The following is a 25,395-nucleotide window of genomic DNA, read 5'->3' as shown; positions in this document are numbered from 1 at the left end:
CATGAACGCCGAAACCGAGCGGACGAGCGGGCGTTCGGGGCTGCGCGAGCTACCCCTGGGCCTCGTCCTGCTCGGTGGTGCGGTGTCGGCCGCCGTCCTGCTACCGCTCCTGTGGCTCGTCGGCATGGCCGCGGGCGTGGGGCAGGCCCGCGCCCTGGAACTGCTGACCAGTTCGCGCACCGTCCAGGTGCTTCTCAACAGCGCGCTGCTGGTCGTCGGCGTCACGGGCGCGTCGATTCTGCTCGCGGTGCCGCTGGCGTACCTGACCGTCCGGACCGACCTGCCGTTCCGGCGGTTCTGGACCGTCGCGGTGTCGCTCCCGCTGGTCATCCCGAGCTACATCGGCGCGTTCGCGTTCGTCTCGGCGTTCGGTCCCCGCGGCGAACTCCAGCAGCTACTCGCACCCTTCGGCGTCGAGTCGCTGCCGGCCGTCTACGGCTTCGAGGGTGCACTGCTCGTACTGACGCTGTACACCTACCCCTACGTCTACATCACGACGCGAGCCTCGCTGAAGTCCCTGGACACGACGCTGGTCGAAGCCGCGCGCACGCTCGACCACTCGCGCTGGGACGCGTTCAAGCGCGTCACGCTCCCGCAGGTCCAGCCCGCCATCGCGGCCGGGAGCCTGCTGGTCGCACTGTACGCGCTGTCGGACTTCGGCACGCCGGCTATCATGCAGTTCGACGTGTTCACTCGCGTCATCTACGTCGAACAGCAGATAGGCCGGGACTACGCCTCCCTGCTCTCGCTCGTCCTGGTCGCGGGGACGCTGGTCATCCTCGCCGTCGAGTCCCGCATCCGGGGCGAGGAGCGCGACGCCGGTCGGCAGAGCGGCCGGGCGGACGACCGGGTGCGACTCGGCCGCTGGCGGTGGCCCGCGATGGCGGTCCCCGCGCTCGTCGCCGGTCTGGCGCTCGCGGTACCGCTCGCCATCCTCGCGCTGTGGCTGGTCGGCGGCGGTTCCGAGTACGCCACGACGCTCGAGTTCGAGTGGCAGTACGTCACCAACTCCGTCTACGTCGCCGCCCTGGCGGCGCTGGCCGCGACGCTGGCCGGCCTGCCGGTCGCGTACCTCGCCGCCCGTCACGACTCCGTGCTCACCGACGCGTACGAGCGCCTCTCGTACGTCGGCTACGCGGTGCCGGGGGTCGTCCTGGGACTGGCGCTCGTGTACTTCGGCAACCGCTACGCCACGCCGCTGTACAAGACCGTCCCGCTGCTGGTGTTCGCCTACGTCGTCCGCTTTCTGCCCCAGTCGGTCGGGTCGACGCGGGCGTCGTTCCTGACGGTGAACCCGCAGTTGCCGGAGGCGGCCCGGACGCTCGGCCGCACCACGGTCGGTGCGTTCCGGGCGGTCACGCTGCCTCTCATCGCGCCGGGCCTCCTCGGCGGGGCGGCGCTCGTCTTCCTGACGACGATGAAGGAACTGCCGGCGACCCTGCTGTTGCGGCCCATCGGCTTCGACACGCTGTCGACGTTCATCTGGCAGGCGCAGAAGGCGGGCCACTTCGGCGCGGCCGCGGTGCCCGCGCTCGTCCTGCTGGTCGTCTCCGGACTCTCGATGCTCGTGATACTCTCACGGGAGGGATACGATGTCAGATAGTCAACTCGCAAGCGGCCCCGAGAACGTACCGACCGACGACCGCCCGTCGAGCGAGACGGTGCTCGAACTCCACGACGTGGTCAAACGCTACGGCGGCGGACCGCGCGTCATCGACGACCTCTCGCTGTCCGTTCGCGACGGAGAGATACTGACCCTGCTCGGCCCCTCCGGCTGTGGCAAGACGACGACCCTGCGGCTCGTCGCCGGTCTCGAACGCCCGGACGGCGGCGAGGTGGTGCTGAACGGCAGCGCCGTCGCCGGGAACGGCTCGTTCGTCGCTCCCGAGCAGCGCGGCATCGGCGTCGTCTTCCAGGAGTTCGCGCTGTTCCCCCACCTGACGGCCGAGGAGAACGTCGCGTTCGGGCTGACGGACGTCTCCGATGCGGAACGCGAACGCCGCGTCGACGAGATGTTCGACCTCGTCGGCCTCCAGAGTCACCGCGACAGCTACCCCGACGAACTGTCGGGCGGCCAGCAGCAGCGGGTCGCGCTCGCGCGCTCGCTCGCGCCCGAACCCGACATCCTCCTGCTGGACGAACCGTTCTCGAACCTCGACGTCGACCTTCGCGTCGAGATGCGCGAGGAGGTGCGACGCATCCTGAAGGAAGCGGGGGTGACCGCCGTCTCCGTCACCCACGACCAGGAGGAGGCGATGTCCATCAGCGACCGAGTCGCCGTGATGAACGGCGGCGAGATAGAGCAGGTCGGTGCGCCGGAACAGGTGTTTCAGCATCCGGAGTCGCGGTTCGTCGCCTCCTTCCTCGGCCACGCCGGCTTCCTCTCGGGGTACGTCGACGGCGACGAGGTGCTGACCGGCGTCGGGCCCATCCCGCGCGACCAGATTCACGGCCTCGCGAGCCAGTACGACAAGACTCGCGTCGACGTGCTCGTCCGCCCGGACGACCTGGAAGCGGTCCCCGCCGACGCCGACGCGGCGGACGGCCGCGTCACCTACCGGCGGTACCTCGGCCCGACCGTGCTCTACCGGGTCGAACTCGACGCCGGCGACGATGACGACGACGCCGACGTGCTCCAGTGCATGCACAACCACGACCGGCAGATTCCGCTCGACACGCCCGTGAACGTCGAACTCGCCGCGGACCACGACCTCGCGTGGTTCCCCCGCGGCCAGCGCGAGACCCAGGCTCGCGCCCCCGAAGCCGACTGATGAACCTACGGCGCGCGCTCAGGGAGCCGACCGGCCGACCGCGCGTCGACCGCACCCTCCGCGCAGTCGCCGTTCCCCTCGCGGTCGGCCTGCCCGCGGCCGTCGTCGTCCTCTGGCTCTCGACCACCGTCTTCCCCTACCTCTCGGTCAACCACGACGAGGGCGTCTACCTCCAGCAGGCCGCCATGTTGCTCGACGGTCGGCTGTTCCTCCGGACGCCGTTTCCCGACGCCTTCCGTCCCTGGTTCTTCGTCGTCGACGGCGACCGCATGTACTCGAAGTACACCCCCGTCCCGGCCGCCGTCTTCGCGCTCGGGAAACTCGCCGGAAGCTACCGCTACGCGCTCGCCGGCGTCGCCGCCGCCAACGCCGCGCTCGTCGTCGCGCTGACCCGCGACGCCTTCGACACCCGAACCGGCCTGCTGGCCGGAGTCGCTCTGCTCGGGACGCCGCTCTTCCTCGTCACGTCCGCCACCTTCCTCCCGTACGCGCCGACGACGATGCTGAACCTCGCGTTCGCCGCCGCGTACGTCCGGGCGGTCCGCCTGGACGACCACCGGTGGGCCGCACTCGCCGGTTGCTTCGTCGGTCTCGCGTTCTTCGCCCGGCCGTACACGGCGGTCCTGTTCGTCGTTCCCTTCGCCGCGCACGCCCTGCTGGAACTCGCCCGCGCGCGGCCGGCCGACCGCTCGCTTCGCAATCCCTCGTCGCTGTTCGGCTCCCCAACGTTCCGCCGAATCGCGGGCCGCTACGCCGTCGTCTCGGCGCTGGGGCTCGCCTGGGTCGGGGTCACGCTCGCGTACAACTGGCACGTCACCGGGTCGCCGCTCCGGTTCCCCTACGCCGCGTTCGCGCCGCACGACGGCCTCGGCTTCGGTCGCCGCGAACTGCTCGGGTACGAGCGCAACTACACGCCGCTGCTCGCGCTCCGGGCGAACGCCCGCGTGCTGTGGTCGTTCGCCGCCAGATGGACCGTCGCCGCGCCCCTCGGCACGCTCCTCGCTGCCGCCGGCCTCGGAGCGTTCGTCTCGCGCTCGAGAGCCGCGCGGTCCGGCCCCGGAACGACCGGCCGTCCCGGCCTCTCGGACCTCGAACTCCGGGCCGTCTTCGCCGGCCTCCTCCTCTCATTCGTCGCCGGCAACGTCTACTTCTGGGGGAATCTCAACGTCCTCGCGGAACTGGACAACCCCGGGGACGGCTTCATCGCGCTGTTCGGTCCGTTCTACCACTTCGACCTGCTGCTCCCCCTCTCGGCGTTCGCTGCCAGCGGGGCCGTGGCCCTCGCGTCTCGCGCCCGCCGGCTCGTTCGCGCTCGCCTCGACCGCTCGCAGGCCCGGGCCGTCCTCCTCGCGCTGTTGTTAGTCGCCGCGCCCGTCGTCGCCGTCGCCGAGCAGCGCGCTGTCTCGCGGCCCGTCGCGGCCAACGCGGACCTCTCGGAGAAGCACGCCGCGGCCTACCAGCCGTTCGAGCGACGCGACCTCTCGAACGCCCTCGTGTTCGTTCCGACGCCGTACGGCGTCTGGCTCAACCATCCGTTCCAGGCGTTGCGGAACGACCCGTCGCTGCACGGCGACGTGGTGTACGCCCAGAATCGCGATGCGGCGGGCGATTTCCGCATCGTCGACGCCTACGACGACCGGAAGCTCTACCGGTACACCTACCGCGGACGGTGGTCGCCGGCCGCCGACGCGACGGTGACGCCCGCGCTCCAGCGTCTCCGCGTCCGGGAGGGCGAGCGCGTTCGCGTGACGACGACCGTAGGGATTCCCGACGACACCCGCGGCGTCAACGTCCGACTCGAAGCCGGCGACCGGGTGGCGACCTACTCGCTGACCCGAACCGGCGACGACCGCGCGACGCTGACGTGGGTCGTCACGCCCGACGGAGCCCGGGTCGTCGACGCCGTCGGCGCAAACCTCACGGAGACGGGACGGGCGCGCGTGCCCGTCGACGGCGCGGAGAGGGTGTCGCTGGCCGTGACCGTCGTCCAGCCCGGCGGGTCGACGTTCACCTACCGACAGGAGGCGTCGATGCTGGCGGCGAACGGGACGGTTCGGACGCTCTGGCCCCCGGAGGAACGGCTCTGCCGGCTGACGGTCCACTGCGGGCGCGAGGGAACCTACCTGCCGGGCGAGACGACGCTGGACGGTACCTTCGTCAACGCGACGGTGGAGACGGACCCCTGACGATGCGCCGGAGTCGCTCCTGGAGTGCGACCTTGGCGATGGACTTCGCGATGGCGGCGCCGCCGGAGAGGGGGTCGAGTTTCGTCTCCCCCAGCCGCTCGTCGTACGCGATGGGAATCTCCTTGACGCGGTACCCGCGCACGAGCGGCCTGACGAGCAGTTCCGCCGAGAGGCCGGTGTTCTCCGTCCACGAGATGTGCTCGAAGACCTCCTTCCGGTAGGCGCGCATCCCGGTCGTCGTGTCGTGGACGCGTTCGCCGAGCAGTAGACTCGCCAGCGCCGCGAACGCCCGGTTCCCCCAGCGGTTCAGTTCCGGCATCGCCTGCGCGCCGTAGTAGAGCCGGTCGCCGCTGACCACGTCGTACCCCTCGTTTATGGCGTCGAGGAACGCCGGCAACTGCTCCATCGGGTAGGTGTCGTCGCAGTCGGTAGTGACGACGACCGGACGTTCGGCCGCCAGCAGCGCCGCTCGTACCGCGACGCCGTACCCCTCCGGCTCCTGGCGGATGACCCGCGCGCCGTGCTCCCGAGCTATCTCCGGCGTCCGGTCCGTGGAACCGTCGACGCACACGATCTCGGCCCGCCCGTCCGTCACGCGCTCCACGTCCGAGAGCACTGCATCGATAGCCTCCTCCTCGTTGTACGTCCCCATCACGACGCTCACGTCGTCGAACGTGAAGCCCTCGTGCTTCTGCGGGTCGCTCATTGGCAGTCGGTAGCTCCCCGGCGAACTTGAGCGTTCAGATTCGACGGAACGCGGCGTCGCTCCGGCCGTCGTCGTCCGTCCGTCGATTCTCGCGATTCGGCCACCGCCACGTATATGCTACCGTCTCACGTACGTCCGTCCGGCATGCCCGGCAAGCAACTGCTGATGATAGTCGGCGACTTCGGCGAGGACTACGAGATCATGGTACCGTTCCAGGCGCTCCAGGCGGTGGGCCACGAGGTGGACGCCGTCTGTCCGGAGAAGGGGAGCGACGAGACGGTCAAGACGGCGGTCCACGACTTCCGCGGCGACCAGACGTACGTCGAGTCCCGCGGCCACGACTTCGCGCTGACGGCGTCGCTCGACGACGTGGACCCGGCGGAGTACGACGGACTCGTTCTCCCCGGCGGTCGCGCGCCGGAGTACCTCCGGACCTACGACGAGGTCCTCGACGTGGTCCGTCACTTCGACGAGGCGGACAAACCCATCGCGGCCATCTGCCACGCCGCACAGATTCTCGCCGCGGCCGACGTCGTCGAGGGCCGGACCTGTTCGGCGTATCCTGCCCTCCAGCACGACGTGGAGGACGCCGGCGGCGAGTACTACGACGGCGTCACGACCGACGGCAACCTCGTCACCGGCCGCGACTGGGGCGACCACGTCGAGTGGATCGCCCAGTTCCTCGACGTACTCGGAACCGAGATAGAACACGGCCAGCCGGCCGAGGCGGCCCAGGACTGACCGCGACTCCGTTTCGCCGCGCCGGCGTCGCCGTCCGGTCCGTGCGTGGGCCAACCCCTCCGAACGCGACTGCGGTGCTCTCTCCGGGCGTCTCTCCGAACGTTCGGCGCTCGACCGCGCCCGAAATTTGATATAGCGTAATACGATTCATGCGGCGCGTGCGAGACGCCGTCCGACCGACGGCTTCGGCCACGTTGACGGTGAACTGGCGGATTTCGCGCTCGCGACGCCACCGCGACAGTACCCGCGTTCGATCCGCGAGGGGGAAGACAGCCGATTCGTCTCACAGTCCGCGCTGTTCCGCAGCGGGTCGGCTCCTCCGAGGTCGAGCGACACCTTCGGCAGGGCTTCACGAAGAGGGCATCCGCTGGATTCGGTTTTCGACGTCTCCCGACGACGTTCGAGAGCTCCCGTCCCACTGCCCATAGGACTATCCGATTAGAGACCCTAAAATGAGGGATGGCAGACAACAAGAATGGCCGAGACAAGAAAGCGCACGACGACGAAAGACGCCAGCGAGAGCGCGACATGGCCGAGGAACTGGAACGCAAAGACGAAACGGAACCACCGGTCGACGAGGCAGAACTCACCGCTTTCGAGACGGAACTCGAATCTCTGGAATTTCCGGCGACGGGGACCGACGTCGTCGCGGCGGTCGGCGACCGCGAGGTCGAATCGGACGACGGGACGTACACCGTCGAGGAACTGGTACCGGACACGGACGAGGAGACGTTCCGCTCTCCCACTTCCGTCCGGGCGCGGGTACAGCGGCCGACGGTCGCCGCGGCCATGAAACAGATCGTGGAAGCCAGCGAGATGCTCCCGAACGCTGATCTCCGTGGCTCACAGCGCGAAGCCTACGAGAAGACGCTTCGGGAACTCAAAGCGATCGACGCCGACGACGACGACGAAGGGATTCAGGCCATCACCGACTGGATCGTCGAGCGCATCCGCGACAAAGAGAAGCTTCCGGGGTCCCGGGCGGTACGCCGGCAAGCGGCGAAGTACTGCCGGGCGAACGGGTACCAGATTCGGAACGACGAGTGGCTCGGCATATAGACCGGCGACCAGCGACCGACCGTGAGAAATGACGGCCGTCGGTATCTAGGAGGGACGATTCGCACCGCGGACCGAACGGCCTCGGTGACCCTACGAACCCCGTACTCGACACGCCACGTCCGTCACCCACCGAGTTCGAACGGAAGTTCTCCAGCGCGGATGGCGGCGGTCGGAACCTTCCACACCGAGTTCAGTATAGCGAAATACGATTTACGAGTTCCGTCTCGGACTACAGCAGCGAGTAGACGTTCGCCTCGTACACCTCACGCACCCGGTCGCCCCAGTTGTGGGTGTAGGTGTCGATGATGTCGCTCGCCACGTCGCCGCGGAGGTACTTGACGATTCCCCGGTCGCCGGTCCGGTCCCGGAGATGCGTGGTGAAGAAGTGCCGAAAGTAGTGCGGCGTGACGTTCTCCTCCGCGCCGCCGCCGGTCCGGTACCAGCCTGCCTCCCGGGCGTGGCGTTCGACGACGTGTCGGACGGTCTTCGGCGTGACGCGGGACCCCCAGTCGCCGCTCGTGCTGACGAACAGCGGGGCGGCGGGCGACTGCGCGTCCGGACGTACCGCCAGCCAGCGTACCAGCGTCGCCCGGAGTTCGTCGTCCACGGGGACGACGGTCCCTCGCTTGCGCTTGTTCGAGGCGCTGCGCTCCTCTCCGTTGACCACCTCGCCGCGCGAGACGTCGGCTGCGACGTACAGCGAGTCCGGTCTCCCGTCCAGTTGCGGGCGCTGGCCGAGTTCGTACGCCGTGCGCACGTCCTCGTCGGTGAGGTTCAGGTCCCGGAGGTCGAGGTTGCAGAGTTCGCCGACGCGCATCCCGGTCTTCAGCAGCGTGACGACGAGCGCGCGCTCCAGCGGATGGCGAATTCCGTCGACGAACGCCGCCATCCGCGGAATCGAGATCTCGCGGCGCGTCGGGTCCTTGTCGATGGACTCGTGCATCTCCTCGACGACGAGCGCCATCGGGTTCGAGTCGAACGCGCCGACCTGGGTCATGTAGGCGTAGAACCGGTGCAGGTAGGAGGCGTAGGTGGCGACCGTGCTCTCGGCGTTCTCGCCGCGGAGCGTGTGAATCCAGGCCATGCACTCCCGTCGACTCGCGTCGCCGGGTGCGACGGCCCGCCCCGAGGGGTTTCGGTCGGGGTCGTCGAGGAAGGACTCGAACTCCCGGAGGACGCGTTCGTACGCCCCGCGAGTGCGCTCGCTCTTGCCGTGGAACTCCAGGTCCTGGAGGAAGTAGCCCACCGGGTCCTCTGGGTCCGTCTCGCCCGCTGCCGGACTACTCGCCATCGTTCGCCTCCACGAGCACGTACCCGCCGTGGCGTCCGCTGTACCGGACGCGGTTCTCGTCCTGGAGGTCGCCGAGCGCGTCGTCGAGTCTGTCCTCGAAGTCCCCGGCCAGTCGCTCGACGAGCTCGTCCCACGAGAGCGGCTCGTCGGCCAGGATGTCGAGGACGGCGTCTTCGAGGCCGTCACCCCCAGGGTTCGAACCGCCTTCAGAGGGTTCCGCAGAGCCGAGGTCGAATCCCCGTCGTCCCGCCTGTACCATCGTCCTGACGAACTCGCTCTGGCTCATGTCGAGGTCGTCGGCGTGGGCCTTCCACTCGGATTTTTGGTACTTCGGCACGTAGGTCTTCACGACAGCGCGGTCCGTCCCGTCGTCGGGCATGAACGGGGCATCTCACCCCCACCACTTCAACTTGTCCCACGAATCGTGATAAGCGAACTTATCTCCTCAATTAGTACTCTAACTGCGGCCGGATATGATTATTATCTCGGCGAGCGACACTATCTAACCACCCATCGTAGTACCAGTAACGCTGATAACTCGGCGGCGACGACGACGGTCGTCGTCGGGGAGATTCGGTTCGATTCCGAACTGCGCGTCGCTCGGCGGGGGGTCGAGGCCAGCGGTCGAGGCGTCGGCACTGGCGCTCGGCAAGTGAGAGGGCTCTCGACGGCTCCGGGAGAGATGGAAGCATCGGTCGAATCGCGGGCGACTCCATTTGCGGGGGCGAGTGAGTTCGCTGTCTCGGTTGCCACGAGCACGCACCCGGTTGAACGGTCGTGGAATCGTTCCCTCGGCCGGTGGCGGTCGGGGCACCCCCGAACGTCGACCGTGCGCGCTCTCCGGAACGCGACTGCAGTCCGCTACGTGCTGGCGTGAAGAGCGTCGTCTGGTAGTCGACCGTGTGGCGACGTGTGGCGGGGTGGACGATGGAGTGTCGACGACCGGTCGTCGGTTCCGTCTCTCGCACGAAGCGGTCGTCGGCGGTCCGATGCCGGCAAAAAACGAGTGCCGGTGAGCGACGGAGTCGTCGGTCGACGTCACGACGCCGTCCGACGAGCGACTCGTAAATCACATACCGCTATATCCAACGCCGGGGGCGTCGGCGGGGAGTCGCGACGGTCAGGATTCGACCGTGTCGGCGTAGCGTTCGAGTTCGGCGGCGAGTTCGCGGGCGCGGTCCGGGGAGAGCGTCACGGTGTCGGCGTGGGCCGGCAAGTCGTCGAGTTGCGTGTTGTCGAGTTCGAGCTGGAGCGTCACCACCTCGGGGTCCTCGACGCGAGGCGTGCTCACGTCCAGGACGGCGTCGGCCTCGTCGGTCCAGCCGTGGCCCTCGGCGACGGCGTCGAGCAGGTCGAAGGTCGTGTAGGCGGTGACGCTCATCACCCGGTCGGCCATCTCAGTCGTCCCCCGAGACGGGCTGGTCCTCCGGGCTGTTCGGCGCGGGACTCGACTCCGGCTCGTCGTCGTCGGCGTACGGGTACCACGTCTTCTTGGTGTTGTGCATGTACGGGTCGTCGTAGGAGGTCTCCTCCGGCTCTACGAGTTCGGTCAGCGTCTCCTCGTCGCGAGCCTGGACGAACTCCCGGAACGTCTCGCCGTCTCCCCGCTCGGCGGCGTACCCTTCGACGAGGTTCCGTATCGCGCCGGGCACCTCGTCGACCGCGACGCGCTCGCGGACCCAGTCCGCGAACGCCGGATTCTCGCCGAGTCCGCCGCCGAGACCGATGTCGAGCGCCTCGACCGGTTCGCCGTCCTTGCGCGTCTTCATCCCGCGGAGGCTCACGTCCGCGATCTGGGGCTGGGCGCAGGAGGCCGTACAGCCCGAGAGGTGGATGTGGAAGTTCTCCACGTCGTCGGGCAGGTCGACGTTGTCGACGAGCCAGCGCGAGAACCGGACCTGTCGGTTCTTCGTCTCCACGATGGACAGCGAGCAGAACTCCGTGCCCGTGCAGGCGATGGAGCCGCGCTGGAAGGGGTGCGGGTCCGGACTGTAGTGCTCGAGGACGGGCTCGTCGAGGAGGTCGTCGACGTTCTCCTCGGGGACGTCCGTCAGGAGAATGTTCTGGCGCTGGGTGAGCCGAGCCTCGCCGGAGCCGTGCTTCTCGGCGACGTCGGCGATTTCTATCAAGTCCTCCGCGCCGACGCGGCCGACGAGCACGTTCAGGCCGACGTAGTAGTTCCCGTCGTTCTGCCGGTGGACGCCGACGTGGTCGGCGTGGCCGTGGTCCTCCGGAACGCCCGCGTTGTAGGAGTACTGCTCCCGGAGGTCGCGCCCCGCCGTCTTCAGTTCGAAGTCGACGTAGTCGTCCTGGAGGACGCGCCGGAGCTTCTCGGTCCCCCACTCGTCGACGAGGAACTTGATGCGGGCGCGCCGGCGGTTGTCGCGGTTGCCGTGGTCGCGGAACAGCCCGGAGAGGCCACCCAGCACGTCGACGACTTCGTCGGGTTCGGCGAACACGTCGATGTCGCGGGCGAACCGCGGTTCCCGACCCGCGAGACCGCCGCCGACGCGGACGTTGAACCCGCGGACCTGCTGGCCGTCGATCTCCTTCTCCGCCGGCTCGATGCCCACGTCGTTGATGTCGCCCTGGCCGCAACCCTCCCGGCAGCCCGTGACGGACACCTTCCACTTCCGGGGCAGGTTCGCGTAGTCGGGGTTGCCCTTGAGGTTCTCCTGGAGGTCGTCGACGACGGGCAGGGCGTCGACGAACTCGCGTTCGTCCTTGCCGGCGACGGGACAGCCGACGATGTTGCGCCACGAGTCGCCACAGGCCTGCTTCGTCGAGAGACCGGCCTCCTCCAGTCGGTCCCATATCTCGGGGACGTCTTCGATGTTTATCCAGTGGAGCTGGACCGCCTGCCGGGTGGTCACGTCTGCGTAGCCGTTCCCGAACTCGGGATTCGCGGCCGGGCCGGTGGCGTAGTCGCGCGCTATCTCGCCGATGACGCGCAACTGACCCGGGTCGAGCACGCCGCTCGGCGGCCCGATGCGCATCATGAAGTAGCTCTCCTGTCCGTCGCGCTGGTGGTACAGCCCCCACCACTTGAACCGCTCGAACCACGCGTCGTGTTCGTCGTCCGGGATGGCCTCCCAGCCCTCTTCGGCGAATCGTCGGAGATGGTCACGTATCTCCTCGCCGTACACCTCGTCTTTCCACTTCTCGACGTCGCTCGGCATGAGGCCAACTAGGGAGTCGCCGGGTATACCCCCACGCTTGCCGTCAATCCTCTCCCTGACTTCCCGAAACCGGCAATTCTTTCGCGGTCTCGCGGAGACGACGGTAACCGACGACAGCGACCGATCACCCCGGAACGTGGACGCCGCCGACCGCGACGCGGCGGAACGCGCCGTCGTCGACGCGGCCGACGGTGAGCCAGTCGGTCGTCGCGCTCTCGCCGCAGCCGATGCAGCGACCGCCCGCGCGCACGTCGACGCTGCGGGCGTCGACGGCCGTCTCGGTGAACACCTCGACGACGAAGAAGGCCGTCTCGCAGTCACAGACGGCGTGGTCGGCGAGTCGCCACACGTCGCTGTTGCCGACGACCCGCGAGTCGTTCACGCTCACCCAGGCTCCTTCGTCCAGAAGTCGGAGGGAGACAGTCACGCTCGCTGCTTCGCGGGGGAGCCACCTGAGCGCGTCGTCGCTCGCAACGACCGCCGCGGTGCTCGTCACGGAGATTCGGCCGTTCTCGCCGCTCGCGGGCGAACGGACGCTGCTCGAAAGGGATTCGCCGAATTCGGGCCATCGGAGATTGCGACCGGTCTTGCCGCTATTTCGAAGCGACGGCGTCGTTTACGGGTAGAGGCGTCCTTATCCGTGTTTCCGTTCTACGAAACGTCGATGAGAACTGAGACGACCCCTGACGAGGAGCGTCCGTATCTGGACGACCGGCTGCCGGACGCATCGCCGACGCCAGAGGTGAGTCGATGAGCGAGAACGCCGACGACCGGTCCGGTCGACGGTCGGCGAGCGACCGTGCGGCGGACACCGAACACCTTCAGGACGTCGCGGACGGCGGTGGCTGCACGGAGATATGGGAGCACCTCTCCGAGAACCGCAGCGGGGGTTCGGAATCGGAACGCGACGCCGCGACCGACTCCGACAGGACGCTGGAGGGCGAACGCTGATGGGCGAGGGGACGACGCAGGCGCTCGTGCTCGCCGGCCACGGCTCCCACCTGAACCCCCGGTCGGACCGTCCGGTGTTCGACCACGCGGACGCCGTCCGCGAACGCAGCGCGTTCGACGAGGTTCGGACGGCGTTCTGGAAGGAGGAGCCGTCGCTTTCCGAGGTGCTCCGCACCGTCGAGAGCGACGCCGCCTACGTCGTCCCCCTGTTCGTCAGCGAGGGGTACTTCACCGAGCAGGTGCTCCCTCGCGAACTCCGACTGACCGACGACCGCCACCTGGACGTCGGATTTCCGGTTCGCTACGCGCCGCCGGTCGGGACGCACGACGCGATGACGGACGTCGTCGTCCGCCGCGTAGAACGCGTGACCGGCGACCCGGACGTGGGCGACGGCGTCGGCGTCGCGGTCGTCGGCCACGGCACCGAGCGCAACGAGAACAGCGCCCGCGCGACCCAGCGCCACGTCCGCCGCATCCGCGAGCGCGACCGCTTCGAGGAGGTGCAGGCGCTGTTCATGGACGAACCGCCGTACGTCGACGACCTGTACGACGAGTTCGACAGCGAGTCGCTCGTCGTCGTCCCGCTGTTCGTGGCGGACGGCTACCACACGACCGAGGACATCCCGGAGGACCTGGGACTGGTCGCCGAGGGCGAGGGCGGCGACGCCGACTACGACGTGCCGGCGACGGTCGATGGCCGGGAGGTCTGGTACGCCGGTGCGGTCGGCACGGAACCGCTCGTCGCGGACGTGGCGGTCGAGCGCGCCGCGGACCTCGGCGCGGAGGTGGACGATGAACGACTCGAAGGTTGAGGAACTCCTCGCGGCGGCCACGGACGGCGTCGCGTTCGACGGCCTGCGGGTCGCGCGAGACGACCGAGACGCCGGACTCGCGTTCGAGACGCCCGAGGACCGTCACGTCGGTCTCACGGAGGCCGAGTTCCGCGCGGTCGCCCGCGACCACGCGGCGTACGTCGACAACTGGCACCACTGGGAGCGAGTCGTCGAGGGCCACGGCGGCTACCGCCGGGCCTTCCTCCGGTGGCTGGAACCGGACGACGCCGTTCCCGCGCGCTACGACGCCCTCGCGGACGGCGTCACGCGGACGTGGGGCCAGCTCGCGGTGACGGTCCGGCGAGCGGACGGCGAGCGCCGGTACGAACTGCGCCACGTCGACGACCGCGAGAGCGAGCGCGCGGACCTCGACGAGCGGACCGACCCGCGCGAGGCGCGCGAACTGGCGAAGTACGACGCCGAGGGCGAGTACCGGCCGCTGAAGACCGCGCCGACGCTGCGGACCGGGTGGGCGCTGGTGGACCTCTCGGGCGACGACTGCGTTCGGGCCGTCGACTGGTTCTACCCGGCGACGGTCGCCAACTGGCACCGCGAGCGAGAGGGCGACCTCGACGTGACTCACTGGCGCGAGACGGCCGACCGACAGACGGGCATCTACGCGGACGTGGACGACCTCTCCGGCGACGCGCTGGACCGGGCGTCCCGCGCCTGCTGTGCGGATTCGCAGTGCCTGAAACGCCGCGAGTGGGACGAAGCGTCGGACGCGGACGTGGACGCGCCGCGCGGCGACGGCGAGTTCCCGTGTCGCGAGGCCTGCTCGCTGTTCGTCGCCGCGGCCCGGGAGTTCGCGGCGACGGACGAGGAATCGACGCGCGAACTGACGCTCACGTCGGGGGAGCACGAGCAGCTGTCGGCGCTCGTGGACGCGGCCGCCGAGGGCCGCGTCGAGGGCGTCCGCCCCGGCGACGTGAGCGACCCCGCGAACCGCTACCGCGCACGCTACCTGCGCGAGACGCGCTTCGCGAACGAGGAGAGCTAACTATGTATCAGGGAACGGTGTACCTCGTCGGCGCAGGTCCGGGCGACCCCGAACTGCTGACGGTGAAGGCAGCACGGGTGCTCGAAACCGCCGACGTCGTCCTCCACGACGCGCTCGTGGGCGACGACGTCGTCGACCGCTACGCCGACGCGACGGAACGTATCGACGTTGGAAAGGACCCGAACGGCGAGCGGACGACCCAGGAGGAGATAAACCGCCTGATGGTCCGCAAGGCCCGGGAGGGAAACGACGTGGTCCGGCTGAAAGGCGGCGACCCGACCGTCTTCGGCCGGGGCGGCGAGGAGGCCGAACACCTCGCGCGTGAAGGCATCCCCTTCGAGGTGGTACCGGGGGTCACGAGCGCCATCGCCGCGCCGGAGGTCGCCGGCATCCCGGTGACCCACCGAGAGCACGCCTCCAGCCTGACGGTCGTCACCGGCCACGAGGACCCGACGAAGGACGAGAGCGCCATCGACTGGTCGGCGCTCGCCGACTGCGTCGTCGCCGGGGGCACGCTCGTCGTCCTGATGGGCGTCGGGCGCATGGCGGACAACGCCCGGGCGCTGCGCGAACACGGCGTGCCGGCGGAGACGCCGGCCGCGGTGGTCGAGCAGGCGACCTGCGACGAGGAGTTCACCGTCACCGGGACGGTCGGCACCATCGCCGAGCGCAGCGGCGAGGTCGGCGTCGAACCGCCGGCGGCGACCGTCTTCGGCGACGTGGTCGGCGTGCGCGACCAGGTCGTCGACTGCCTCGAAGGTGCGACCGCCGCGCGCGCTGGACCGTGGAACGCCACCGCATCGGACAGGGGGTCGGAATGACGGGCGAGTGGCCGCTGAAGCGCCTCCTCACCGAAGCGGTCGGTTCCGGCCCGCGGTCGGCCGACGACATGAGCTACGACCAGGCCCGGGAGGCCTTCGAGCGCATCCTGGCGGGCGACCCCGCCCCGGAGACGCTCGGCGCGTTTTGGATGGCGAACCGGTGGAAGCGCAACACGCCGACCGAACTCGCCGGCTTCGTCGACGCCATGCGCGAGCGCTCGGTCGACGTCGCGCGCCCGGACGCCGACCCCGTGGACTGCGGCGCGAACTACGACGGCAAGTCAGACACGGCTCTGCTCGGCGTGGCGTCGGGCCTCGTCGCCGCGGCCGCCGGCACGCCCGTCGTCGTCCACAGCGCCGACCGCGTTCCGGCAAGCGAGGGGGTCGCCTACCGCCACGTGCTCGACGAACTCGGCGTCGAGACGGACCTCGCGCCCGCCGCGAGCGCGGCGATGGTGGACGAGGTCGGCTTCGGCTTCTATCCGCAGTCGCGGGCCAACCCCGGCGTCGACGCCCTGCTCCCCGCCCGCAGGAACCTCGGCGTGCGCTCGTTCGTGAACACGGTCGAGACGCTGGCGAACCCGGCGGACGCCGACGCCCACCTCGGGAGCTTCTTCCACCTCTCGTTCGCGAAGAAACTGGTCGGCGCGCTCCGCGAGAGCGACCAGTCAGTCGACCGCGTCGTCGCGTTCCAGGGACTGGAGGGGTACGACGACGTGCGCCCCGGCACGACCCGGTTCGCCGACTGGGACGGCGAGTTCCGCGACGACGAGATAGAGACGGCGACGCTCGGTCTCGACGGCGACACCGCCGCACTCGAAGTGACCGACGTGCGCGCCGACTCCGCTCGCATCACCGAGGCGGTCCTGTCCGGCGAGCGAGACGGCGCGTTCGCCGACGCGGTCGCCGTCAACGCCGCCTTCCGGATGTACGCCCGGAGCGACGTCGAGACGCTGACAGACGGCGTCGAACTCGCGCGGAAGGTTCTCGCCGACGGCGACGCCGCCGACCGCCTCGCCGCGCTCCGGGCCTTCGACCCGGGCGAACGCGTTCCCGAACGCGCCGACTAGACGTCCAGCGTTTCTTCTACCACCCGTTCCGCCGTCGCCCGGACGTCCTCTCCTTCGCGCGCCGCCCGCCAGACGCGGTCGGAGTCGACGACTGCACGGAGGGCGTCACGTCGCTCTTCCGGTGGACGGTCGCGCAGGTCTCCTCGCAGTTCGGCGGCCGCCTCGGCCACCCGGCCCGCGCCGTCGAGTTCCGGTTCGATGCGCTCCCGGAGACGCTTGCTCAGCGCGGGGCTCAGCCCGCCGGTCGCGACCGACGCGACCACCGACCCGTCTCGCACCGTCGCCGGGACGACGACGCTGCCGGCGTCGCGCTCGCCCGACTCGTCGGCGCGGTTCACGAGCACCCCGCGCTCCCGGGCCGCTCGCTCGACGGCCGCGTTCACCGCCGCGTCGTCGGTCGCCGCGACCGCCAGGGCCGGTTCGACCCGGTCGAACCACTCCGCCACCGTCGACGTTCCGGCGTCCTCGTCGGCCGCGGGGCTGGCGCGGACCATCTCCGCCGCCGGGACGCGCTCGTCGAAAGCCGGCGCGACGACCACCACCTCGGCCTCGCCGGCGAACCGGCACGCCTTCCGCAGGCCGACCGACCCGCCGCCGAAGACGAGCACTCGCTCGCCCTCGAAGTCGTGCAGGAGCGGAATCATCGTCTCCGCGTACGCGGAGCGGGGTCTTGACCGTCACCCTTCGCGGACGGCCGAGCGGCGAACGAGTCGAGTCGCTCCGGCGCGTCGACGCCGACTCCGGTCGTCGGTTCCTGCGGCTCGACCGCCTACTCTAGTTGGCACCAAAGTAATGTCGGATGCAGTCGTTTCGAGAGTCTATGCGCGACGGAACTCTCCGCGGGCTACCCGAGGTACGCTCGTTTCTCGCGCTCTTCACCGTCTCGTTCGGCTTCTATCTCCTGCTCGGAGAGCCGACGGCCTACGACGCGGCCACCGGCGCGGTCAGCGCCGCGGTCGTCGCGGGCCTGCTCGCGCGGGTGACGTTCCCACGTCCGGCGGCACTCCGGCGGAGCGGCGGTCGCACCGTCCGGGCCGCGCTCGCGCTGCCGGTCCTCATCTGGGAGGTGGCGAAGGCGAACGTCGCCGTCGCGTACGCCGTCCTCCATCCGTCGCTGCCCGTCGACCCGGCGCTGGAGTACTACGAGACGGACGCCGAATCTCGAACCGAACTGGCAACGCTGGCGAGCGCGATAACGCTCACGCCCGGGACGGTGACGGTCGAGGCGGACGAGGGGACGTTGCTCGTCCACTCGCTGACGGCGGGGTCCCGTGCCACGCTCCGCGAGGGACGCCTCCGGCGCACCGTCGCGTTCGTCTTCCGCGGGCGGGGTGGCGGGGGCGAACTGCGGCTCGTCGGCCCGGCGGAGCGTGAGGGCTCGTGAACGCGCTGTTCGCCGCCGCGGTCGCGCTGGTCGCGCTGGCGGGCGTCGCCGGCTACCGGATCTACCGCGGGCCGACGCTGTACGACCGTGCGGTCGCCGCCAACGCCGTCGGGACGACGACGGTGGTGGTGATAGCGCTGCTCGCCGCCGTGCTCGCAGAGCCGGGGTTGCTCGACGTCGCGCTGGCGTACGCCCTCCTGAACTTCCTGCTGGCCATCGGTCTGGCGCGCTACGCGGGAGGGCCGGCGTGACCCCTGCCGACCTCGCCGCCACGCTCGCCGCCGGCGGCGTCTTCTTCGTCGCGGTCGGCGCGGTCGGGCTGGTGCGGCTCCCGGACTGCTTCGCCCGTGCGCACGCGACCTCCAAGAGCGAGACGCTCGGCGCGCTGCTGACGCTCGCCGCGGTTGGCGTCGCGGTGCCGGCCGACGCCCGTCCGCGGGTGGCCGTCCTCGCCGTCGTCGTGCTCGTGACCTCGCCAGTCGCCACGCACGCCATCGTCCGCACCGCCCGCGAGGCCGGCGTCGAACCGTGGATGCGTCAGGAGGGCGAGGAGCCGTGAATCCCCTGCTCGCGGTCGCGCTGGTCGTCGTGGTCGGCGGCGCGCTCGTCGTCGCGGTCCTCCGCGACCCGCTCGCCGCGACGGTCGCGTTCGGAGGGTACGGCCTCGGGATGGCGACGCTGTGGGCCGTCCTCCGCGCCCCGGACGTGGCGCTGACGGAGGCCGCGGTCGGTGCCGGTATCACCTCGGCGCTGCTGCTGGTCGCGATCGCGCGCACCGGCCGCGCGACCGTCCCGGCGTCGTTCGACTGGCGACCCGCGCTGGCCGTCGCCGCGCTCGTCGTCGCACTCGCCGCGACGGTGCCCGCGCTCCCGACCGGCGGCGAGCCGATAGCGCCCGGTGTTGCCGGCGATGTCGGCCGTCCCGCCGGATTCTACCTCGCGAACGCGCCGGAGATGGGCGTGGAGAACGTCGTGACGGCGGTGCTGGTCGTCTACCGCGGTTTCGACACGGTCGGCGAGGTGTTCGTCGTCTTCGCCGCCGGTCTCGCAGCGCTGGTCGTGCTCGGAGGGCGAGAGTGGTGAGCGTCGTCGTCCGGGCCGCGGTTCGGGTCGTCGCGCCCTTCGCCATGACGTTCGGCCTGTTCACGGCGTTCCACGGCACGAGTTCGGTCGGGGGCGGGTTCCAGGGCGGCGTCGTCGTCGCCGCGACCGCCGTCCTGCTCGCGCTGGCGTTCGGTCGAGACGCCGCGGAGCGGTGGCTCGACGTCCAGTCGCTCGGCGGTGCGGCCGCTGTGGGCGTCGTCGCACTCGCCGTCGTCGTCCTCGCTCCCCTCTCGGTCGGCGCCGGCGTCCTCGACCTCCGGGCGCTCCCGGTCGCCGTCGTCTACGCCGTCGAACTGGCAGAACTCGGCATCGCGGTCGCGGTGGCCGCGACACTCACCGCGCTGTTCAGCCTGCTCGAGGGAGGGGCGGCGTGACGCGACTCGTCTTCCTCGCCGGCGTCGCGCTGGTCGGCGTCGGCCTGCTGGTCGTGATCGCCGACCCGGACCTCAGGAAGAAGGTGCTCGGACTGAACCTCTTCCAGACCGGCGTCCTCCTCTTTCTGGTCGGAGCCAGCTTCCGTCGAGGCGGTCGCGCGCCGCTCGTCTCCGGCACGGCGACCGATAGCGTCCGGTACGTCGACCCGCTCCCGCACGTTCTCGTGCTGACCGCCATCGTCGTCGGGGTGAGCGTCACTGCCGTCGCGCTCGCGCTCGTCGTCCGCGTCGGGGGTGGCGTGGGTGAGTGACCCGTCGACCCCGTTCTCCGTCCTGCCCGCGCTGCTCGTCCTGATACCGGCCGTCGCCGCGGTCGCGGTGGCCCTGCTCGGTCGGCTGTGGGCCCGCGCCGCCCGCTGGACGGCGCTCGCCGCCACTGCCGCACAGGCCGTCCTGGCGCTCGCGCTGTTCCGGGCCGTTGCGCGGTCCGGCTCCGTTCGCGCGGTTCTCGGCGGGTTCCCGGCGCTCGCCGGCGTGGAACTCGTCGTCGACCGCCTCGCGGTCCCGTTCGTCGTGCTCGTCGCGGCGATTGGTCTGCTGGTGGTCGCCGTGACGACGACGACGGAACGGGCGGGGTCGTTTCTCGCGCTCGTCCTCCTGCTCGTCGCCGGCCTGACGGGCGTGTTCGTCACGGGCGACGCGTTCAACCTCTACGTCTTCCTCGAACTCGCCGGACTCTCGTCGTACGCGCTGGTCGCGACCGCCGACACGGACGTCGCGGCTGGCGCGGCACTGCGCTACCTGCTCGTCGGAACTGTCGGTGCGGCCCTCTACCTGCTCGGGGTGGGCTACGCCTACGTCGCGACGGGCGCGCTGAACGTCTCCCTCCTCGGCCAGCGCCTGGGTGCCGGAACACCCGCCATCGCCGCGTTCGCGCTCGTCGCGGTCGGTCTCGGCGTCAAGGTGCCCGTGGTGCCGCTGCACGGATGGCTCCCCGATGCGCACGGCGAAGCCCCGGTCGGGGTCAGCGTCCTGCTGTCGGGGTTGGTGACGACCGCCGGGGCGTACGCGCTCGCTCGCCTCGTGCTGGCGGCGTTCGGAATCGAGTTCCTGGCGGCGGTGCCGCTCGCTCGCGTCGCCGTCGTCGCCGTCGGCGCGACGAGCGTCGTGGTGGGGGGGCTGCTCGCGCTCCGGCAGTCGAAAGTGAAGCGCCTGCTCGCCTGCTCGACCGTCTCGCAACTCGGGCTGGTCGTCCTCGGCGTGGGGCTGGCCAACCGCCTCGCGCTGACCGGCGCGGTCGTCCACCTGCTCTCCCACGCCGCGCTGAAGACGGGAGCGTTCCTCGCTGCCGGAGCTATCGCGGAGTCCACCGGCGCGAAGACGGTCCGGGAGTACGCGGGGGTCGCCCGGCGCGCGCCCCTCGCCAGCGCCGCGCTCGCCGCCGCCGCGCTCGGACTCGTCGGCGTGCCGCCGGCCGGCGTGTTCGCCTCGAAGTGGTACCTCGTCGTCGGGACGCTGACCGCCGACGCGCCGGCGCTGGCCGCGCTCGTCGTCGCCAGCAGCCTCCTCTCGCTGCTGTACTTCTGGCGCGTGCTCGAGCGACTGGTCGCCCCCGGAGACGCAGGAGCCGACTCCCACCCTCCGCACGCGACCGACGGTAGCGGCGCCCGCGCGCCGACCGGAACCGCCGTCGCCGCCGCAATCGCCGTCCTCGCCGGTGTCCTGCTCGGCTTCGTCGCCGCCCCCCTCGAAACGTTCCTCGAACCGACGTTGACGGCTCTGCTCGAATGATACTCGACGACCTCGCCGCTCGATGGGGCGTCCTGCTCGCGACCGTCCTCCCGTGGCTGGCGGTCGCCGCCGCGCTCGCGCTCGGCGACCGGACGCGGAACGCGGCGACGGTCGCCGTCGCGCTGGCCGAACTCGCAATCGTCGCCGCACTGGTGCCGGCGGCGGTCGCGGGCCGAAGCGGGGCGGTCCGACTGGCGACGCTGCCCGGCGGCGTCCCCTTCGCGCTCCGGGCGGACGCGCTGGGCGTGCTCTTCGCGCTGCTCGTCGCCGTCCTCTGGGTGTTCGCGACCGTCTACGCCGCGGGCTACGTGGCACACGAGGAGCGCCGCGGGCGCTTCTTCGCCGCCTACGCGGCCAGCGTCGCCACTTCCATCGGCGTCGCCTTCGCGGCGAACCTGCTCGTCCTCTTCGTCTTCTACGAACTGCTGACCCTCGCGACGTACCCGCTCGTCGTCCACTTCGGAACGGCGGAAGCGCGCGCCGCGGGCCGGACGTACCTGGCGTACACCTTCACGGGCGGCGTCGCCGTCTTCGGCGGAACCGCGCTCTTTCACCAGATTGCCGGCACCGTCGCCTTCGTGCCAGGCGGCGTCGGTCTCGGGAGCGCAGACGCGCCGGCCGCCACCGCCGCGTTCGCGTTGCTGGTCGTCGGGTTCGGCGTGAAGACCGCACTCGTGCCGTTCCACCGCTGGCTCCCGGAGGCGATGGTCGCGCCGACGCCCGTCTCCGCGCTCCTGCACGCCGTCGCGGTCGTCAAGAGCGGCGCGTTCGGCGTCGTCCGGGTCGTGCTCTTCGTCTTCGGTCCCGACGCTGTCCGGGAGTTCGGGGTCGGACTACCGCTGGCGACTGCGGCCGCCGCGACCGTCATCGTCAGTAGCGTGCTCACGCTTCGCCAGGACAAACTCAAGCGGGGACTGGCGTACTCGACGGTCGGCCAGCTGTCGTACATCGTGCTCGGCGTCGCCCTCCTCGCTCCCGCGGCGGTGTTCGGGGCGCTGCTCCATCTCGTCGCCCACGGATTCATGAAGATAACCGCGTTCTTCTCGGTCGGCGTCGTGACCCACGAGACGGGCGTCGACCGCGTCTCCGGGATGGACGGCGTCGCTCGCAGGCTTCCGGCGACCACGACCGCCTTCGCCGTCGCGGCGGCCGGCCTCGTCGGCATCCCGGGCGTTGCCGGCTTCGTCAGCAAACTGTACGTCATCCTCGGCGCGTTCGAGGCCGGGCGTCCACTCCTCGCGACGACGGTCCTGCTCTCGGGGCTACTGAAACTCCTCTTCTTCTGGCCCATCTTCGCGCGGGCCGGCTTCCGGACGGACCCGGTCGCAGACGGCGACGAGGACGACGGCCGCGAAGCGCCGTGGTCGCTGCTCGCTCCGCTTCTCGCCACCGCCGCGCTCGCGGTCCTCTTCGGCGTCCGGCCCAGCGCGTTCCCGTTCTTCGCCCTCGCGGAGCGCGTCGTCACGGACGTCCTCGGGGATACCGCGCTCGACGTCGAGGAGGTGCTGGCTCGTGGCTGAACCGCTCACCCTCGCGCCGCCGGCAGTGTTCCTCCTCGTCGCGTCGGTCGCCGCGCTCGTCCTGCCGCGGCGTGCGGGCCACGCGGTCGGCGTCTCGGCCGGCGCGCTCGTCGCCGCCTGGTCGCTCGCGGTTCCGTCGGGAACGCATCTCTCCGTCTCGCTGTTCGGCTTCGACACGGTCGTCTTCCAGGCCGACGCACTCTCGCGGTTCCTCGGCGCGACGCTCGGGTACGCCTCCGCCGTAGCCGTGCTCTACGCGGACGCGACCGACGCGCCGCGGGGGCAGGTCGCCGTGATGGTTGCGTACGCCGGGGCCGGCGTCGGAGCCGTCTTCGCCGGGGACTGGCTGACGCTGCTCGTCTTCTGGGAGGTGATGGCCGTCGGCGCGACGCTGCTGCTCTGGCACGCGGGCGGCGACGCGGTCCCCGCCGGCTACCGGTACGCCGTCTATCACGAGATCGGGAGCCTGCTGCTGACCGCCGGCGTCCTGCTCCAGTTCGTCGAGACCGGAACCTTCCTCTACGGCGGTGGCGTCGCCGCTGGCCTCCCGGCGCTCCTCTCCGGGTTGGGCATCGGACTGAACGCCGCGTTCGTCGGCCTGCACGTCTGGGTTCCCGACGCCTACCCGACGCCGCACGTCGCCGCCAGCGTCCTGCTCGCCGCGGTAACGACGAAGGTCGGCGTCTACGCGCTCGCCCGGGCGTTCCCAGGCGGCAACGTCGCGGTGGCGTGGATGGGCGGCGCGATGTTGCTCGTCGGCGTGACGCTGGCCGTCCTCCAGACGGACCTCCGCCAGTTGCTCTCCTATCACGTCGTCTCGCAGGTCGGGTTCATGGTCGCGGGCGTCGGTCTCGGAACTGGGCTCGGGCTGGCGGGTGCGATGGCGCACCTCCAGAACAACGTCCTCTACAAGAGCCTGCTCTTCGCGGTCGCGGGCGTCGTCGCCGTCCGGACCGGCGACGAGAACGTGAAGAAACTCGGCGGGCTCGCCCGCCCGTTGCCGGCGACGTTCGCGGCGTTCGTCGTCGCCGCGCTCGCCATCTCGGGCGTCCCGGGGTCCAACGGGTTCGTCAGCAAGGGCATGATCGTCGACGCCGCCGCGGCCGCGAACCGCGACGTGCTCTGGTGGGCGCTGCTGGTCGGTAGCGTCGGCACCGTGCTCTCGTTCGCCAAGTTCGGATACTACGTCTTCCTGCACGGCGACCCCCCACGCGACCGCGCGGTGCGGGAGACAAACGCCCGCGGCATCGCCGCGATGGCGCTGCTCGCGATTCCGTGCGTCGTCTTCGGTCTCTTCCCGTCCCTCCAGTTCGCCGTCCTCCCCGGCGCGCCCGCGGCCGCCACCCCGTTCACGTTCGGACAGTTCCAGAAGGCCGGCGCGATACTGGCGGTCGGCCTCGTCGCGTTCGCCGTCCTGCGACGCCCCCTCGGCAATATTCCGGTCGTACCGGACCTCGATTCGGTGTACCGGCCGGTGGGTCGAGTTTCGCAGGAAACGACCGTCGAAATCGTTGCCGGCGTCGGGGCGGCGCTCGACCGCGGCGTCGTACGGGTCGTCGACCGGGTGGCGGATTGGGCGACCACGGACCGGGCGGTCGAACGTTCGCTCCACGAACGTGTCGCCAGTAGCGTCCTCCGACTCGTGCTGGCGCTCGTCGGTTTCCTCGTCCTGCTGCTCGTCTCGACGTGAGCCGCCGGTTTCGATGACGTGGGGTCCTCCACCCTCTCTGGTTCGACCACACGCTTTTGCCGGTAGTTGCCGAAGAGGCGGCATGTCGAAACCACAGTATCCCGAGTTCGTCTCTGCGCTCGAGGAGCGGTACGGCGACGACCTGCGCTGGATCGCCTCCTTCGACAGCGAGTCGTTCGCCTACAACGTCCGGTACGTCCGCGAGGACCTGAAAACGGACCTCTCCGACCGGGACCTCCAGATCATCATTCACCGCTCGATGGCGGTGTTCAACCGTCGCCACGTCGAGGACGTGTACTCCCACCTCGGCGACGCCCAGTCGCTCGTCGTCCAGCACGAGGAAGCGACTGCGGTCCATCTCTACCTCGACGACAGCACGGGCGTCGTCGTGAAACTCGCTTCCGGCGCGAGGGTCGAACTCCCGACGTTCCGCGAGGAGTATCTCGATCTGCTGTACGGCCGACGCTGACGCCTCGTTGCTGTAGGAAGAGATACGTCTTCGGAGAGCCACACTGGTCGAGACGCGATACGCAAACCGTATGCCGCTATACGAAATCGAGGGCCAGGTGGGAGGCGACCGACGCTCGCGAGCGTTCGTTCGTCGGCCGCGAGACCGGGACGAACCCACGGCGTTCCGCCGGTCGCTTGCCGGAATCGGAAAAATACCGTCGCTACCGGCCAGTAGCCGCTCGAGGAGGCTCCTGTCGCGCGCTCTCTCCGCGAGCAGGACGGAGCAGTCGACGTCGACCACGTCCATGATGAGCGAACCGCGCACCAGCCGCGAGAGGAGGCCGCGTTCGGTCGTGCCGATGACGACCACCGAACAGTCCTCGGCGGCGCGCTTGGTCGGCCGATTCGACGTGGAGAACGCGCGGGAACGGTGTCGCAGACCGTCTCCGGACGGTGCTGTGGACCGGGACGACG

Annotated in this window: 27 protein-coding genes; 20 read left to right on the top strand and 7 right to left on the bottom strand. The window is 70.3% G+C overall.

Annotated features, from left to right (window positions below; genetic code table 11):
* The first annotated feature begins 1 nt into the window (after position 1).
* Genes ACTF4R_RS04125 through ACTF4R_RS04115 form a run of 3 tightly spaced genes read left to right on the top strand, consistent with a single transcriptional unit; the run spans position 2 to position 4,957 of the window.
* Positions 2-1,603, top strand: coding sequence for an ABC transporter permease (locus tag ACTF4R_RS04125; RefSeq protein WP_440006456.1), 1,602 nt, complete (start codon positions 2-4; stop codon positions 1,601-1,603).
* A complete protein-coding gene (locus tag ACTF4R_RS04120; RefSeq protein ID WP_440006455.1) occupies positions 1,593-2,771 on the top strand; it encodes an ABC transporter ATP-binding protein in 1,179 nt (392 codons plus the stop codon). The genes ACTF4R_RS04125 and ACTF4R_RS04120 overlap by 11 nt, the downstream gene beginning before the upstream one ends.
* Positions 2,771-4,957, top strand: coding sequence for a DUF7846 domain-containing protein (locus ACTF4R_RS04115; RefSeq protein ID WP_440006453.1), 2,187 nt, complete (start codon positions 2,771-2,773; stop codon positions 4,955-4,957). Before ACTF4R_RS04120 ends, ACTF4R_RS04115 begins: the two co-directional genes overlap by 1 nt.
* Here ACTF4R_RS04115 and ACTF4R_RS04110 read toward each other — a convergent pair.
* Entirely contained in the window at positions 4,929-5,663 is a 735-nt protein-coding gene (locus tag ACTF4R_RS04110; protein ID WP_440006452.1) for a dolichyl-phosphate hexose transferase, read from the bottom strand. The two genes, ACTF4R_RS04115 and ACTF4R_RS04110, sit on opposite strands and share 29 nt — an antisense overlap.
* Positions 5,664-5,807: 144 nt before the next feature.
* Here ACTF4R_RS04110 and ACTF4R_RS04105 point away from each other — a divergent pair, with 144 nt between their 5' ends.
* Both ACTF4R_RS04105 and ACTF4R_RS04100 read left to right on the top strand, forming a co-directional pair.
* Positions 5,808-6,404 (top strand): DJ-1/PfpI family protein, encoded by a 597-nt coding sequence (locus ACTF4R_RS04105; RefSeq protein WP_440006450.1) that lies wholly within the window; start codon positions 5,808-5,810, stop codon positions 6,402-6,404.
* 459 nt (positions 6,405-6,863) lie between these two features.
* Positions 6,864-7,463: a DUF5789 family protein gene (locus ACTF4R_RS04100; RefSeq protein WP_440006448.1), complete on the top strand. Its 600-nt coding sequence runs from the start codon at positions 6,864-6,866 to the stop codon at positions 7,461-7,463.
* A gap of 229 nt (positions 7,464-7,692) precedes the next feature.
* On the opposite strand, the gene ACTF4R_RS04095 is transcribed toward ACTF4R_RS04100, so the two are convergent.
* The 5 genes from ACTF4R_RS04095 to ACTF4R_RS04075 all read right to left on the bottom strand — a co-directional run bounded on the left by ACTF4R_RS04095 (position 7,693) and on the right by ACTF4R_RS04075 (position 12,429).
* The gene (locus ACTF4R_RS04095) at positions 7,693-8,754 is read right to left on the bottom strand and encodes a tyrosine-type recombinase/integrase (RefSeq protein ID WP_440006446.1); all 1,062 of its coding nucleotides are present in this window, start codon (positions 8,752-8,754) and stop codon (positions 7,693-7,695) included.
* Complete coding sequence (locus ACTF4R_RS04090) at positions 8,744-9,133, bottom strand: DUF5805 domain-containing protein (RefSeq protein ID WP_440006444.1); 390 nt, start codon at positions 9,131-9,133, stop codon at positions 8,744-8,746. Before ACTF4R_RS04090 ends, ACTF4R_RS04095 begins: the two co-directional genes overlap by 11 nt.
* A 741-nt stretch (positions 9,134-9,874) precedes the next feature.
* Positions 9,875-10,150, bottom strand: coding sequence for a DUF6360 family protein (locus tag ACTF4R_RS04085; RefSeq protein ID WP_440006442.1), 276 nt, complete (start codon positions 10,148-10,150; stop codon positions 9,875-9,877).
* 1 nt (position 10,151) lies between these two features.
* Positions 10,152-11,933 carry a nitrite/sulfite reductase gene (locus ACTF4R_RS04080; RefSeq protein ID WP_440006440.1) on the bottom strand — a complete coding sequence of 594 codons (1,782 nt, stop codon included), beginning with the start codon at positions 11,931-11,933 and terminating at the stop codon, positions 10,152-10,154.
* A gap of 124 nt (positions 11,934-12,057) precedes the next feature.
* Positions 12,058-12,429, bottom strand: coding sequence for a DUF8134 family protein (locus ACTF4R_RS04075; protein WP_440006439.1), 372 nt, complete (start codon positions 12,427-12,429; stop codon positions 12,058-12,060).
* 254 nt (positions 12,430-12,683) lie between these two features.
* On the opposite strand from ACTF4R_RS04075, the gene ACTF4R_RS04070 reads away from it, so the two are divergent.
* The 5 genes from ACTF4R_RS04070 to ACTF4R_RS04050 are packed head-to-tail and all read left to right on the top strand — an operon-like array spanning position 12,684 to position 16,608.
* Positions 12,684-12,884 (top strand): hypothetical protein, encoded by a 201-nt coding sequence (locus ACTF4R_RS04070; protein ID WP_440006438.1) that lies wholly within the window; start codon positions 12,684-12,686, stop codon positions 12,882-12,884.
* Complete coding sequence (locus tag ACTF4R_RS04065) at positions 12,884-13,696, top strand: CbiX/SirB N-terminal domain-containing protein (protein ID WP_440006436.1); 813 nt, start codon at positions 12,884-12,886, stop codon at positions 13,694-13,696. Before ACTF4R_RS04070 ends, ACTF4R_RS04065 begins: the two co-directional genes overlap by 1 nt.
* A complete protein-coding gene (locus tag ACTF4R_RS04060) occupies positions 13,677-14,717 on the top strand; it encodes a DR2241 family protein (RefSeq protein ID WP_440006434.1) in 1,041 nt (346 codons plus the stop codon). The genes ACTF4R_RS04065 and ACTF4R_RS04060 overlap by 20 nt, the downstream gene beginning before the upstream one ends.
* A gap of 2 nt (positions 14,718-14,719) precedes the next feature.
* Positions 14,720-15,538, top strand: coding sequence for a uroporphyrinogen-III C-methyltransferase (gene cobA / locus ACTF4R_RS04055; RefSeq protein ID WP_440006432.1), 819 nt, complete (start codon positions 14,720-14,722; stop codon positions 15,536-15,538).
* Positions 15,535-16,608 carry an anthranilate phosphoribosyltransferase gene (locus tag ACTF4R_RS04050; RefSeq protein ID WP_440006430.1) on the top strand — a complete coding sequence of 358 codons (1,074 nt, stop codon included), beginning with the start codon at positions 15,535-15,537 and terminating at the stop codon, positions 16,606-16,608. Before cobA ends, ACTF4R_RS04050 begins: the two co-directional genes overlap by 4 nt.
* On the opposite strand, the gene ACTF4R_RS04045 is transcribed toward ACTF4R_RS04050, so the two are convergent.
* A complete protein-coding gene (locus tag ACTF4R_RS04045) occupies positions 16,605-17,252 on the bottom strand; it encodes a precorrin-2 dehydrogenase/sirohydrochlorin ferrochelatase family protein (protein ID WP_440006428.1) in 648 nt (215 codons plus the stop codon). The genes ACTF4R_RS04050 and ACTF4R_RS04045 overlap by 4 nt on opposite strands.
* A gap of 176 nt (positions 17,253-17,428) precedes the next feature.
* Here ACTF4R_RS04045 and ACTF4R_RS04040 point away from each other — a divergent pair, with 176 nt between their 5' ends.
* The 10 genes from ACTF4R_RS04040 (at position 17,429) to ACTF4R_RS03995 (ending at position 24,940) form a co-directional block, all read left to right on the top strand.
* On the top strand, positions 17,429-17,992 hold the full coding sequence (locus ACTF4R_RS04040; protein WP_440006426.1) for a Na+/H+ antiporter subunit E: 564 nt from the start codon (positions 17,429-17,431) through the stop codon (positions 17,990-17,992).
* Positions 17,989-18,243 (top strand): monovalent cation/H+ antiporter complex subunit F, encoded by a 255-nt coding sequence (locus tag ACTF4R_RS04035; protein WP_433630834.1) that lies wholly within the window; start codon positions 17,989-17,991, stop codon positions 18,241-18,243. Before ACTF4R_RS04040 ends, ACTF4R_RS04035 begins: the two co-directional genes overlap by 4 nt.
* On the top strand, positions 18,240-18,551 hold the full coding sequence (gene mnhG, locus ACTF4R_RS04030; RefSeq protein ID WP_440006423.1) for a monovalent cation/H(+) antiporter subunit G: 312 nt from the start codon (positions 18,240-18,242) through the stop codon (positions 18,549-18,551). The genes ACTF4R_RS04035 and mnhG overlap by 4 nt, the downstream gene beginning before the upstream one ends.
* Positions 18,548-19,075, top strand: a complete 528-nt coding sequence (locus ACTF4R_RS04025; protein WP_440006421.1) for a DUF4040 domain-containing protein — start codon at positions 18,548-18,550, stop codon at positions 19,073-19,075. Before mnhG ends, ACTF4R_RS04025 begins: the two co-directional genes overlap by 4 nt.
* A complete protein-coding gene (locus ACTF4R_RS04020; RefSeq protein WP_440006419.1) occupies positions 19,072-19,470 on the top strand; it encodes an MnhB domain-containing protein in 399 nt (132 codons plus the stop codon). Before ACTF4R_RS04025 ends, ACTF4R_RS04020 begins: the two co-directional genes overlap by 4 nt.
* A complete protein-coding gene (locus ACTF4R_RS04015; RefSeq protein ID WP_440006417.1) occupies positions 19,467-19,781 on the top strand; it encodes a cation:proton antiporter subunit C in 315 nt (104 codons plus the stop codon). The genes ACTF4R_RS04020 and ACTF4R_RS04015 overlap by 4 nt, the downstream gene beginning before the upstream one ends.
* Positions 19,774-21,261 (top strand): complex I subunit 5 family protein, encoded by a 1,488-nt coding sequence (locus ACTF4R_RS04010; RefSeq protein WP_440006416.1) that lies wholly within the window; start codon positions 19,774-19,776, stop codon positions 21,259-21,261. The genes ACTF4R_RS04015 and ACTF4R_RS04010 overlap by 8 nt, the downstream gene beginning before the upstream one ends.
* A complete protein-coding gene (locus ACTF4R_RS04005; RefSeq protein WP_440006414.1) occupies positions 21,258-22,781 on the top strand; it encodes a complex I subunit 5 family protein in 1,524 nt (507 codons plus the stop codon). Before ACTF4R_RS04010 ends, ACTF4R_RS04005 begins: the two co-directional genes overlap by 4 nt.
* Entirely contained in the window at positions 22,774-24,471 is a 1,698-nt protein-coding gene (locus ACTF4R_RS04000) for a Na(+)/H(+) antiporter subunit D (RefSeq protein WP_440006413.1), read from the top strand. Before ACTF4R_RS04005 ends, ACTF4R_RS04000 begins: the two co-directional genes overlap by 8 nt.
* A gap of 82 nt (positions 24,472-24,553) precedes the next feature.
* Entirely contained in the window at positions 24,554-24,940 is a 387-nt protein-coding gene (locus ACTF4R_RS03995; RefSeq protein WP_440006411.1) for a DUF7522 family protein, read from the top strand.
* Positions 24,941-25,395 lie beyond the last annotated feature (455 nt).

The organism is Halomicrococcus pelagicus, assembly GCF_051917725.1.
Taxonomy (GTDB): domain Archaea; phylum Halobacteriota; class Halobacteria; order Halobacteriales; family Haladaptataceae; genus Halomicrococcus.
The sequence above is the reverse complement of the archived record's forward strand: the minus strand, read 5'-3'. Positions and strand labels throughout refer to the sequence as shown.